At 42.0% G+C, this 11,707-nt stretch carries 12 protein-coding genes; 9 read left to right on the forward strand and 3 right to left on the reverse strand.

Annotated features, from left to right (window positions below; genetic code table 11):
• Window positions 1-169 precede the first annotated feature (169 nt).
• The 8 genes from CXF81_RS13525 (at window position 170) to CXF81_RS13560 (ending at window position 7,668) form a co-directional block, all read left to right on the forward strand.
• Window positions 170-937 carry a DUF3450 domain-containing protein gene (locus CXF81_RS13525; protein ID WP_101181873.1) on the forward strand — a complete coding sequence of 256 codons (768 nt, stop codon included), beginning with the start codon at window positions 170-172 and terminating at the stop codon, window positions 935-937.
• Window positions 938-1,004: 67 nt separating this feature from the next.
• Window positions 1,005-2,396: a MotA/TolQ/ExbB proton channel family protein gene (locus CXF81_RS13530; protein ID WP_101182041.1), complete on the forward strand. Its 1,392-nt coding sequence runs from the start codon at window positions 1,005-1,007 to the stop codon at window positions 2,394-2,396.
• 3 nt (window positions 2,397-2,399) lie between these two features.
• A complete protein-coding gene (locus tag CXF81_RS13535) occupies window positions 2,400-2,927 on the forward strand; it encodes a MotA/TolQ/ExbB proton channel family protein (protein ID WP_101181874.1) in 528 nt (175 codons plus the stop codon).
• 24 nt (window positions 2,928-2,951) lie between these two features.
• On the forward strand, window positions 2,952-3,353 hold the full coding sequence (locus CXF81_RS13540) for a biopolymer transporter ExbD (protein WP_006013789.1): 402 nt from the start codon (window positions 2,952-2,954) through the stop codon (window positions 3,351-3,353).
• A 6-nt stretch (window positions 3,354-3,359) separates the two neighbouring features.
• Window positions 3,360-3,968, forward strand: coding sequence for an energy transducer TonB (locus CXF81_RS13545; RefSeq protein ID WP_101181875.1), 609 nt, complete (start codon window positions 3,360-3,362; stop codon window positions 3,966-3,968).
• A 7-nt stretch (window positions 3,969-3,975) separates the two neighbouring features.
• Window positions 3,976-5,322 carry a tetratricopeptide repeat protein gene (locus CXF81_RS13550; protein ID WP_101181876.1) on the forward strand — a complete coding sequence of 449 codons (1,347 nt, stop codon included), beginning with the start codon at window positions 3,976-3,978 and terminating at the stop codon, window positions 5,320-5,322.
• A gap of 324 nt (window positions 5,323-5,646) precedes the next feature.
• Window positions 5,647-6,465, forward strand: coding sequence for a sulfite exporter TauE/SafE family protein (locus tag CXF81_RS13555; RefSeq protein WP_101181877.1), 819 nt, complete (start codon window positions 5,647-5,649; stop codon window positions 6,463-6,465).
• 36 nt (window positions 6,466-6,501) lie between these two features.
• A complete protein-coding gene (locus CXF81_RS13560; RefSeq protein WP_101181878.1) occupies window positions 6,502-7,668 on the forward strand; it encodes a histidinol-phosphate transaminase in 1,167 nt (388 codons plus the stop codon).
• A gap of 142 nt (window positions 7,669-7,810) precedes the next feature.
• Here CXF81_RS13560 and CXF81_RS13565 read toward each other — a convergent pair whose 3' ends face one another.
• The 3 genes from CXF81_RS13565 to hppD form a co-directional block, all read right to left on the reverse strand.
• The gene (locus CXF81_RS13565) at window positions 7,811-8,536 is read right to left on the reverse strand and encodes a tellurite resistance TerB family protein (RefSeq protein ID WP_101181879.1); all 726 of its coding nucleotides are present in this window, start codon (window positions 8,534-8,536) and stop codon (window positions 7,811-7,813) included.
• A 192-nt stretch (window positions 8,537-8,728) separates the two neighbouring features.
• Window positions 8,729-9,280, reverse strand: coding sequence for a VOC family protein (locus CXF81_RS13570; protein WP_101181880.1), 552 nt, complete (start codon window positions 9,278-9,280; stop codon window positions 8,729-8,731).
• Window positions 9,277-10,377 carry a 4-hydroxyphenylpyruvate dioxygenase gene (gene hppD, locus CXF81_RS13575; protein WP_101181881.1) on the reverse strand — a complete coding sequence of 367 codons (1,101 nt, stop codon included), beginning with the start codon at window positions 10,375-10,377 and terminating at the stop codon, window positions 9,277-9,279. The genes CXF81_RS13570 and hppD overlap by 4 nt, the downstream gene beginning before the upstream one ends.
• Window positions 10,378-10,974: 597 nt before the next feature.
• Between hppD and CXF81_RS13580 the strand changes: the two genes are divergently transcribed.
• A complete protein-coding gene (locus CXF81_RS13580; protein ID WP_232771929.1) occupies window positions 10,975-11,454 on the forward strand; it encodes a GNAT family N-acetyltransferase in 480 nt (159 codons plus the stop codon).
• The last annotated feature ends 253 nt before the right edge of the window (window positions 11,455-11,707 follow it).

The raw sequence follows: 11,707 nt of genomic DNA on the forward strand, positions 1-11,707 counted from the left end.
AATCATAGTATGGCTTTTTTCTATCTAGATGCAGCAAGACTTTCACGAATATGACAGTTATGTAATAAATCTGTAATAGAATACCTCTATCCTTTGCGCAGATTTTGGTCTTGTCGTTGGTTTATTTGACTAACGCCTAGCTCGTTTATTTTGAACTTAGGATGCGTATATGAAGGTTTTTCAAACGTTAATAGCGACTGCAGTCACGTCAGTGCTACTTAGCACGGCTGCTCTTGCACAAGAAGATAAATATCTTGACCCAGCAGCCAAAAAGGCGACTGAAATTAATGAATCTGCGGTTAAGTCGCAAACTAAAATTAATAGTATCACTGATCAAATTGATGACAAACTTCAGCAGTTCAAAGCACTAAGCAAAGAAATAGAGGGCTTAGATGTTTATAACGAACAACTACGTCGTCAAATAGCTAACCAAGATCAAGAGATGTTAGATCTCAACCAATCAATAGACGAAGTAAGTGTAATTGAGCGTCAAATTACGCCTTTGATGCTGAAAATGATTACCGGCTTATCTCAGTTCGTCGAACTTGACGTGCCTTTCCTTGCCGAAGAGCGTGGTAACCGAATCTTAGATTTACAAAATATGATGGATAGAGCTGACGTCACGTCATCTGAAAAATTTCGTCGTGTTATGGAAGCTTATCAAGTTGAAATGGACTACGGCAAAACGATTGAAGCTTACCCTGGTTTGAAAGACATTAATGGCCAAGAACGTTCTGTTGAATTTCTTCGCATTGGTCGCACGTCATTGATTTATCAAACGCGCGATGGCAGCTATCAAGGTGCGTGGAACAAACAAACACAGCAGTGGGAAGAACTTGATTCAAGCTACAAAAATCAAATATCTAAAGGTTTACGTATCGCCAAGAAACAGCTAGCACCGGACCTATTAATGGTTCCCGTCGCGATTACGGATTAAGGGAAAGATAATGAAAACATTCTTTTGTAAGAGCAGCAGCAACAGCAACACTATTTATAAAATCAGTATGCCTGTAAAATCGCTGTTAGCGGCAATAGCCGCTATCGCTTTATCATTTTCTGTGCAAGCACAGTCAGACACTGCACTTGACTTGGACGCGCTTCTTAAGCAATTAGAAGAAGGTAAGTTCGCACAGTCAGAGCAAAACAAATCGCGTGAACAAGACTTTACGTCAAAACGCACGCAGCAAGATCAGATTTTGCGTGACACGCTGAAACTTCGTGATGCCCAATTGGCTTCTTCTGAGAACCTAGAAACTCAATTTGAAGAAAATGAGTTTAAAATTACGGATTTAAATGGTGCTTTAGATAATCGCTTAGGTTCATTAAAAGAATTATTTGGTGTCTTGCAACAAGTTGCTGGTGACACTAAAAATAAACTTTCTAACTCTATTATTTCTGCTCAAATTCCGGGTCGTTCGGAGTTCTTAGACATGATGGCTCAGTCGATGGGTAAATCCACTAAACTTGCATCAATTGCTGAAATTGAGCGTGTTTGGTTTGAAATTCAACGAGAAATGACCGAGTCAGGCAAAGTTACTCGTTTTAACACCGATGTGGTTGAAGCTGGTGGCCAGAAAGTGAATAAAGAAGTCGTAAGAGTAGGCCCATTTGCGCTGGTTTCTGATGGTAAATACTTAGAATATCAGGGCGCAACAGGGGTTGTTTCTGAATTACTACGTCAACCAAAAGACCGTTTTGTTAATTCAACTACTGAGTTACAAAATTCGTCAGGTGAATTGGTTACCTTTGGTTTAGACCCAACGGGAGGCTCTATTCTTGGCTTGCTAATTCAAGCGCCTTCATTAGAAGAGCGTATTCATCAAGGCGGATTAGTGGGTTATATCATCATTGCTGTTGGTGCCGTGGGTATTTTGGTCGCTTTCTGGCGCTTTATCGCGTTATCGCTAGTCACCGCCTCGGTCAGTCGTCAATTGAAGTCAGATACATTGTCAAGCAAGAATCCATTAGGTCGCGTTTTGAAAATAAAAGAAAATTACCCTGATGTAGATACCGAAGCTTTAGAGCTGCATTTAACTGAAGCAATTTTAGGTGAAGTACCCAAATTAGGTCGCTACTTAACCTTGGTTAAAATGATTTCAGTGGTTGCGCCTTTGGGTGGCTTGCTGGGAACCGTAACCGGTATGATTGTGACTTTCCAACAAATCACGTTGTTTGGTACTGGTGACCCGAAAATAATGGCGGGTGGTATTTCATCGGCACTAATGACAACGGTGCTCGGTTTGGTTGTCGCTATTCCAACAACCCTGCTTTATGCGCTGTTGAGTACGCAAAGTAAAAATGTTGTGATGATTTTACAAGAACAGTCTGCTGGCGTTATTGCAGAGCGCGCTGAGAAGCAAGCTGCTAAGCAAGCTGTTCAACAAGCTAAGGCGTAAGTCATGTTTATGGATATTTTCGAATCAATTCGTGATTTTACCGAAACTGGTGGAAGTATTCTGCTGGTTATTGGAGCACTCATCTTCGTGATGTGGATATTGATACTCGAGAGAATTCTATACGTGACCAATAACCACAAGCTGATGATGAAAGAAACTATTAGCCAATGGCATGCACGCCCTGAACGTAATTCGTGGAATGCGAAGCAGATCCGCCAGGCAATGATTTCCCGAGTGAGTTTAAAATTACGTTTTAGTTTGCCTATTATTCAAGCCTTGGTTGCCCTTTGTCCATTACTTGGATTAATGGGAACAGTGACCGGCATGATCATGGTATTTGACGTAATGGCAATGTCAGGTGGTGGTAACGCTCGTTCAATGGCTGCAGGGGTATCGCAAGCGACTATTCCAACAATGGCAGGCATGGTCGGGGCTCTTTCGGGTGTATTTGCGTCAACTTGGTTAACCAGAACCGCAAAAACTGAACGTATGCATTTAGAAGACGCATTACAACTTCAACGCAGCGAATAATCGCTGGTTGGTCAAGGAATACTTATGAAACATTTACAAAATTTAGTCGAAGAAGAAGAAGCAACAATTGATATGACACCGATGCTTGATGTTGTGTTCATTATGTTGATTTTCTTTATTGTTACGGCGTCTTTTGTAAAAGAGTCAGGCATCGACGTTAACCGTCCGGATGCGGCTACTGCAGTGAAAAAAGACCGCGCCAATATCTTGATTGGTATCAGCGATAAAAACGAAATTTGGATTAATAAACGCAGAATTGATGTTCGCGCTGTGCAGGCTAACGTTGAACGTTTACACGCTGAAAATCCGCAAGGTTCAGTGGTCATTCAAGCGGATCGGAAATCAACAACTGAGTATTTAATTAAAGTCATGGATGCCTCTCGCGCGGCCGGTGTATCCGACGTTTCCATCGCTGCACAAGAGTAGATTGTTATGCTAAGACTGTTAATTGCTATTGTCTTAGCTGCTGTTATCACACTGAGCTTGTTCTTTTTAATGCAAGCCTTGATAGCCAGCGGTGATAAGACGTTATCTGAACCACCGGAAGGGAAGGTACTTGATTTTGTGCGTGTGCCAAAAGAAGAAAACGTACAGAAGAAAGATAACAAACTAAAACGTCCGCCAAAGCCAGAAGCGCCACCACCTGAAATGGAGGCACCGAAAATGGACTCATCTACACCGGATGGAGAAGGTGCTGCACTGGATTTTGGAGCTGATATGTCGAATGATATTGCACTTGATGGCGGCTTAGCTTTAGGGTCAGGCGATGGTGAATATTTACCTATCGTTAAAGTAACGCCAGTGTATCCCAGACGTGCATTACAGCGTGGAATTCAGGGTTACGTAATTGTTGAATTCACGGTAAATAAAATAGGCGCCGTGGTTGATATTTTTGTGGTTGAGGCTAACCCAGAAGATATTTTTGATGAAGCGGCGATGGATGCGGCTAAAAAATTCAAGTATAAACCACGTGTTGTGAACGGCGAGCCCGCAGCTGTTTCTGGGGTTCAAAACCGCATTACCTTTAAGATTGATGGATAAAGGGACGATGATGAAAAATAAACTCTCTTTGGTATTAAACGTGGTCTTATCCTTAATGATCGTTTTTGCGGCTATGCTAACGATTTCATCAGTGACTAATCTGGCTTTTGCGCAAGACGCGGAAGCAACTGAGTCTTCAACAATCAAACCAGGCGAACGTAAAACGCGTCGCGTACCGGCATTGCGTTCGAGGGTATATGACCAATTGTCTCGGGCGCAAACAGCCGGTGATGCTGGCAACGTGGCTGAAGCTATAGAAATATTAGACGAAGTTCGAGATAAAGACAGTTCGATGAACGGTTATGAAAAATCGATGATGTATAACTTCTACGGGTTTATTTATTACAATAATGAACAGCTAGAAAAATCGATCGAAAGTTTTGAACAAGCGGTGGCTCAAGAATCGATCCCTGAAAAGTTTGAACAAACAACCCTGTTTACTTTGGCACAGCTGTATATGGCCACGGGTAAATTCGAAAAGAGTATTGAGAAGTTAGAACAATGGGAAGCCTTAAACAATGGTGTTATTCCACCGAAAAACTTTGTTTTAAAAGCCCAAGCGCATTATCAAAATAAAAACTATGCTGAGTCAGCTCGATATATTGAGTTAGCAATTGACGGTCATGAAGCTGAAGGTTACTTACCTGATGAGGGTTGGTTAATTTTACAACGTGCTGTTTATTATGAAATGAAGCAGCCAGAAAAAGTAAAAGAGATTTTGGCTAAGATGATCCGCCTATATGACAACCCTAAATATTGGATACAGTTGGCCGGTATGTATGGTGAGCTCGGTCAAGAAAAACGTCAACTAGCGATGATGGAAAGTGCTTATCAACTGGGCTATGTAGACTCTGCGTCTGATATTTTTAACTTTGCACAATTGTATTATTATCACGAAGCACCCATCAAAGCAGCTGCATTGATGGAACAAGCTATTAAGAACGGTGTGTTAGAACGGAATCTGCGCAATCTCAAGTTCTTGTCTATTTGCCTGACGTCGGCAAAAGAGCAAGATAGAGCCATTCCTGTCTTAATTGAAGCCGCTGAATTAGCTGAAAACGGCGAATTAGACGCACAACTCGCTCACCTTTATTACAACAGTGATAAGTTTGAAAGCGCGATTACTTCATCAAGTAGAGCGCTTGAGAAGGGTGGCTTGAGCAACCAAGGTTCAGTACACATGCTACTGGGCTTGGCATATTATAATCAGGAAGAATTCGTTAAAGCCCTGGATGAACTTGCCAAAGCCGAACAGTTTAAGTCAAGCAGAGCGGCTGCCCAGCAGTGGGGGCAATTTGTTGGTAGAGAAAAGAGTGAAACCGAACAACTTCAAGCTGAGTTGAATAGTATGTAGCTTGCTTAGTAATGAGGTAAAAAGGCGACTTTAGTCGCCTTTTTTGATTAATGCCAAAGGCAACTTAAATGCCCCGTCTCTGCTTTGTACAACCGCACTAAACATGAATTCTCTCGACTCTTTATTCTGCTATTGATATCCCAACCTATCCTTTTTGCATCATCTTTGCGCGACAAATAGTCAGTTTAGTGCAGCGTCATGTAGATAATGACTGAGCTGATGCGTAAACAGTGACCTGTCAATGTGGCACTGATTATGCTGTGTGATTTACGTACAGCACTTTCTTCTGTATTCCCAGTTATTAAATTATTTCTAAGGGGTGTTATGGAAGTTGAGCTGTTGTGGTTTGTAATAACCTTATGTCTTGCGGGTGCAATTGCTGGTATTACATCTGGGTTGTTCGGAAACGGAGGAGGGTTTGTCGTCGTGCCTGCTCTTTTGGCGGTTTTTCCTTTTTTTACTGACTCATCTGGTGAGCTCATTAAGGTTGCAATTGGCACGTCTTTAGCATCAATTGTGGTTTCCAGTGCACGCTCTGTGCAGGCGCATAAGAAAAAAGGTGCAGTCGATTTTTTAGTGTTGAAAGACTGGTCAATCTGGTTGGTGGTTGGGGTAGTCGTTGGATTATATATTGCGTCACGCACAAGCTCAGAAAGTCTCATTCTGGTGTTTGCTATTGGCGTATTATTGTACTCGATTTACTTTTTATTCCCCACACTCTTTGCTGGAACATCAAACACATTGACCATGCCAAAAGGTATATTTAAAGCCGGACTGGCGTCTTTCTTAGGCGGTTTTTCGGCACTGCTTGGGATTGGTGGCGGAACCATTACGGTAATGACGATGGTGATCTGTAATCGCAGCGTGCATCAAGCCATAGCAACGGCTGCTGGTGTAGGTTTTATTATTGGCATCCCGGGTTCAATTGGATTTTTGCTGATGGGGCAAAATGCACAGGATCTGCCTTACGGTACGGTTGGATTCATCAATATTCCTGCGCTTGCCGCTATCAGCGTCGGATCGGTAATGACGGCTCCTTTGGGAGCTAAATGGGCGCATAGTCTGGACGAGGTAAATTTGAAGAAAATATTTGGGCTTTACCTGATAGCAGTATCTATTTCTATGTTTTACAAAGCGTTTTAAAAATCAATTAGAGACTAAAAGTAAAGGGCTGATCACATGACAGAGAATTTAAGTAGACGATTATTTTTAAGAGGAACGTTGGTAACAGCCTCTGCTGTTGCTGTTGGGGGCTTGGTATCTTTATCAGGCAGTGCACTGGCGGCGAATCATACTGTCCCGGTGATTAATTATGGGCCGATTGCGGGTATCGCCAAACTTAATGCCAATGAAAATCCTTACGGACCAAGTCCTGATGCAATGAAAGCCATGATGCTAGCAACTGCTAAGGGAGCCTACTATGCCGCAGAGCCATATCAGGTATTGGTTGATATGATTGCTGAGAAAAATGCCTTGAGTAAAACCCAGGTATCATTGAGTTCGGGTTCAAGCGGTGTATTGTCGTATGCGGCTATTGCAGCGTCAAATAAGGGCCAAATTTTAGGTCCAGACCTGTTTTGGGACACAACCGCACAAGCACCGCAACGGATGGGCAGAGAGAAGATCAAACGAATTGCCAAAACAGCAGATTTGAGTATTGATCTAGATGCCTTGTATGCTGCGATTGATAGCAATGTTGCCACGGTGCATGTGACAAACCCTAACAACCCTACTGGGCAACTATTGGACGCCAGGAAATTAAGAGAGTTTTGTATTAAGGCGTCTAAGAAAACATTGGTGTTAGTTGACGAAGCTTATAATGAAGTGACAGACATGCCTGAAACAAATTCAATGGTCTCGTTGGTAAGGGAGGGGCATAACGTAATAGTGGCCAAGACTTTCTCTAAAATATATGGCCTCGCTGGCATGCGCGTCGGTTACATGCTGGCTTCTGAAGAAAATACAAATGACATAAATCGCTATAGTTTAGGCGGTTATGCAATGAATCAAGCAGGATTAGCCGCAGCGATAGCCAGCTACAATGACGACGCTTTCTTGAAGATGTCTAAGTCCAAGATCGTTGAGGGGCGCGAAATGGTAGTAGATGCGGTTAAGGCAAATGGGCTCATCGCACTTCCTTCCTCAACTAACTTTGTTTTTGTTGATTTAGGTAAAGGGAATGCCGAAATTTTTAGGCAAAAAATGGAAGAGCAAAATGTCTTGATACGTGGGATCTATCGTGATTATACCAGTTGGTCACGCGTCAGCATGGGCATGATCCCCGATGTTCAAAAGTATGTTAATGCATTACCTAGAGCACTAGAGCAAACCTTAGCACTGTCTTAATTTATAATGGTAAATCACTCAAAACAGTAATTTACCTTTTCAATCGCCCAAGGGATGGGCTTTCTTTACGCTTTTAAAGCGTGTTTTTAGTTAACTCATAAGACAAAAGTGAGATCAGCAAAGGTAGATTCATTTTTATTGCCTAAGCATGCACTGACAATCGTGCGTCATATGCTGTTTCCTCTAGTGCATGTTGCAACTGAGAAGGAATACACAGCATTCGAGCTAATTTATCTAGGTAGATACGTGAGTCAGTTTGACCTAAGTCCAGTGCAATAGCGCTAATTGCATACACCTCAGCGGCGGCTTCAGAACAAGGTACTTTAGTAACCAGTTGTTCAATACTCAATGGGTTGCGCATTTCATCAAACAGCGATGACTTGTCTTCCGTGCTCAAATCCATAGCGTCAACTTTATCGAATATCTTCATTCGTTCGGTTTGATCTATGTGTCCGTCGGCATGCGCCGCGGCTACCATGGCTCTGAGTAATAAAAGCTGGCCCTGAGCGTTCGTTTCGTTAACCACAGCATCGAATTGCGATTCATTCAAACTTTGTGGGTCGTAAGCAAATTGAGAGGCTTGCTGGGGTGACTGAGGTTGTGGGCTATCTGAATAATCTTGATATTTACCACGACCAAATGCGCGATCTTGTGCCTGTTGGTCAGAGTATGACTTATACGCTTTCCAAGCAATCCCTCCCACAGCTGCTAAAGCGCCTATTTGTAAAGCTTGCTTCCCTGCACCCTTGCCACTCATAAGGCCACCAGCAATGCCGCCAGCAATGCCACCGCCCAATAAAGCGCCACCCGATCCTTTCATCATTCCTGAGCGACTTAAACTGGCAAACATCTTACTTACATTAATCATTATTTTACCTCAATAGACACATTAGTTTTATTGAGTATAAAACAAGCTAGCACAAACAAAAGACGAATAATTGGGACTTAATCATCGTAAAAAACTGATTAATAAAGCGCGCAGAATTGCTAAACAGTGGGCTTAACAATAAAAAAGACAATACTTCAAACAAATACTGCCTTTTGATAAGAGCATTAGTGGCTACTTATCGTTAGCAATTTGTTCATGTAACCAAGCCGCATGCCGCGGCGCTTTTTTAGTTTTGCTCCACTCATCTAGCATTTCTGGTGCAACTCTATGTAGCTCTTGCATTTGCTCTTGTGTATGCGTATTGACTGCCAGTTCTAAACGGTGGCCGTTCGGATCGAAGAAGTAAATCGATTTGAATATGCCATGATTAGTGGGGCCAATGACATTGATGCCGTGACTCTCAATCGAAACCTTAGCTGCATTTAAAGCCTCTAAATTATCCAATTTCATGGCGATATGTTGCACCCATTTAGGCGTATTTTGGTCCCGATCCATATCGGGCTGCTGTGGCAGCTCGAAAAAAGCCAGCACGTTGCCATTGCCGGCATCCATGAAAATATGCATGTAGGGGTCATAAGCACCAGTAGATGGCACGTGATCCTCGGCTATCGCTAGTTGGAAATCCATGCCTAATACATTTTGGTAAAACTCAACAGTCTCTTTCGCATCTTTGCAGCGATAAGCCACATGATGAAAACCATTTAGCTGGATTGGATGGCTCATACGTCCTCCTCTTCCTCAACTTTCTTGGAAGTGTTTAAAACACCGCGATTTATTTGGTCGCGTTCAATAGATTCGAACAAGGCTTTGAAGTTGCCTTCACCGAAACCTTCATCACCCTTGCGCTGAATAAATTCAAAAAACACTGGACCTAATTGTGTTTCAGAAAATATTTGAAGCAATAATCTTGGGCCACCTTCGGTAGTACCATCCATTAAAATACCGCGTGTTTGAAGTTGTTCAACAGGCTCACCATGATTCGGCAAACGGCCTTCTAATAATTCGTAATAGGTTGATGGTGGAGCAGTCATAAACGGCATACCCATGCCTTTCAAACGATCCCAGCAAGCGACTAAGTCATCACAACTAAAGGCAATATGTTGAATCCCTTCGCCATTAAATGCGCGTAAAAACTCTTCAATTTGTCCTTTTCCGCCTTCGCCTTCTTCGTTTAATGGAATGCGAATTTTACCATCAGGTGCACTGAGTGCTTTTGACGTTAACCCCGTATATTCGCCTTTGATGTCGAAGAAGCGAACTTCTTGGAAGTTAAATAATTTCTGATAGAAATCAGCCCAATAGTTCATTCGACCGCCATAAACGTTGTGCGTTAAATGGTCGATAACATTGAAGCCAGCACCTATCGGATTGCGGTCAACGCCTTCAATGTAGTCAAAATCGATGTCATAAATAGACAGCTCATCGCCATAGCGGTCTATCAAATAAATGATGGCGTTGCCAATGCCTCGAATGGCAGGCAAACGAAGCTCCATAGGACCGGTCTCGACTTGCACCGGCTCGGCACCTTGCGTTAATAAGTGCTTATAAGCTGTCACCGCATTTTTAACGCGAAAACCCATACCACAAGCTGAAGGGCCATGTTCGCGAGCAAAATACCAAGCCGCAGATTTGGGTTCATAGTTTGCAATAAGATTAATACCACCTTGACGCCATAGTTGTGCGTCTTTGGTGCGGTGATCCGCAATATGGCTAAATCCCATAGCAGTAAATACTGTTTCTAGTTGACCTTTTTCAGGAGAAGAAAATTCGATGAATTCAAATCCATCTAAGCCCGCTGGATTTTCAAATAGGTCTACCATTGTGCACTCTCTCTAGTCATGTATAAATTTAAAGGCGCTTTACGCCAAATTTTTCTGCCCGCAGTCTAGGTTATTTAGCGGAAAATTACCCGAGAAGGACATCTTGATGCTCAGTTGTGATTTAATAGAAAATATATAAGTGTAAATAATATAATACACAAATGTGGTTGCAGGCTACGTTTTTCGGTTTAAATTTCTATTTTGGAAGACACGTGTCCTGTTGTTAAAACCTAATTTTTGGGTCCACTCGTTACTTGGCTAGTGTAGAACTATATTTTCATCATGTTTGAAAATACGTATAAATCTATGTCGAACCAGTATTTGATGGCGAAGTCCATCGCTTCACCATGTTGCGCATCGGTAAATTGTAGTCAACAATTGCATATATGAATGCGTATAAAACTCCCCATGTCACTCCTTGCGTAAGCATTTATATTTATTTTCTAAAAAGCAGTAACAAAATTGATAGCAGTGCAATAAACTAACGCGAAAACATGTTAAATGAACTGGCGGAATTAGGCTTAGGTAAGCGCTTAAAACATATAACTGAGAAAAAACAGATTACAGCGGATCACGTAATACATGGATATAGTATCAATGAACAACAATATCGAAATCCTCGTGTTTAGGGATGATTTAGCCTTTTATTTTGAAAGCATTAATGCGCAATGGATCAATGACATGTTCGTCCTAGAAGATATTGACAAGCAAGTACTGCAGCAGCCGCGTAAGCATATTATAGATAAAGGTGGAAAAGTCTGGTTCGTAAAACATGCAACACTCGGCATTATTGGCACTTGTGCATTGCTGAACAAAGGTAACGGTAATTTTGAGCTAACTAAAATGGGCGTGTTAGACACTGCTCGTGGCTTGAAAGTAGGGGAGATCTTACTTCGCTATGTCATTCAAGAAGCGAAAAAGATGCACGTAACCTGTTTATTTTTGCTGACTAACGCAAAATGTGAAGCTGCTATTCATCTATATGCGAAGAATGGTTTTGAGCATGACAAACAAATAATGCAAACCTACGGACAAAGCTATGAAAGATGCAATGTAGCGATGCGTTTTATTGCATAACATGGTCTTGTTGATGATTATTTTAAGCTTACAAAATCCTCTACACTGATATGCTAATAAAAGTAAGGCCATGCAAGTAGGGCGATAAAAGAGCTGATGAGCTAACATGCGTTGTGAGCGGATAAGCCATTAACAACGTACAAAACAATGTGCTCTGCAATTGTTTTGGATGCGCGTTGATTAAAGAACTTTAGATAAATAGAAAGCATCTCAGTAGAAAGCATCTAAATAGAAAGCACCTTGCAAACTTTTG

It is taken from the genome of Glaciecola sp. 33A (assembly GCF_002836745.1).
Lineage (GTDB): Bacteria > Pseudomonadota > Gammaproteobacteria > Enterobacterales > Alteromonadaceae > Glaciecola.

Excerpts from the sequence above, each read along its gene's own strand:
- CXF81_RS13525 (WP_101181873.1), top strand. The coding sequence starts at position 170 with ATGAAGGTTTTTCAAACGTTAATAGCGACTGCAGTCACGTCAGTGCTA.
- CXF81_RS13530 (WP_101182041.1), top strand. The coding sequence starts at position 1,005 with ATGCCTGTAAAATCGCTGTTAGCGGCAATAGCCGCTATCGCTTTATCA.
- CXF81_RS13535 (WP_101181874.1), top strand. The coding sequence starts at position 2,400 with ATGTTTATGGATATTTTCGAATCAATTCGTGATTTTACCGAAACTGGT.
- CXF81_RS13540 (WP_006013789.1), top strand. The coding sequence starts at position 2,952 with ATGAAACATTTACAAAATTTAGTCGAAGAAGAAGAAGCAACAATTGAT.
- CXF81_RS13545 (WP_101181875.1), top strand. The coding sequence starts at position 3,360 with ATGCTAAGACTGTTAATTGCTATTGTCTTAGCTGCTGTTATCACACTG.
- CXF81_RS13550 (WP_101181876.1), top strand. The coding sequence starts at position 3,976 with ATGATGAAAAATAAACTCTCTTTGGTATTAAACGTGGTCTTATCCTTA.
- CXF81_RS13555 (WP_101181877.1), top strand. The coding sequence starts at position 5,647 with ATGGAAGTTGAGCTGTTGTGGTTTGTAATAACCTTATGTCTTGCGGGT.
- CXF81_RS13560 (WP_101181878.1), top strand. The coding sequence starts at position 6,502 with ATGACAGAGAATTTAAGTAGACGATTATTTTTAAGAGGAACGTTGGTA.
- CXF81_RS13565 (WP_101181879.1), bottom strand. The coding sequence starts at position 8,536 with ATGATTAATGTAAGTAAGATGTTTGCCAGTTTAAGTCGCTCAGGAATG.
- CXF81_RS13570 (WP_101181880.1), bottom strand. The coding sequence starts at position 9,280 with ATGAGCCATCCAATCCAGCTAAATGGTTTTCATCATGTGGCTTATCGC.
- hppD (WP_101181881.1), bottom strand. The coding sequence starts at position 10,377 with ATGGTAGACCTATTTGAAAATCCAGCGGGCTTAGATGGATTTGAATTC.
- CXF81_RS13580 (WP_232771929.1), top strand. The coding sequence starts at position 10,975 with ATGAACAACAATATCGAAATCCTCGTGTTTAGGGATGATTTAGCCTTT.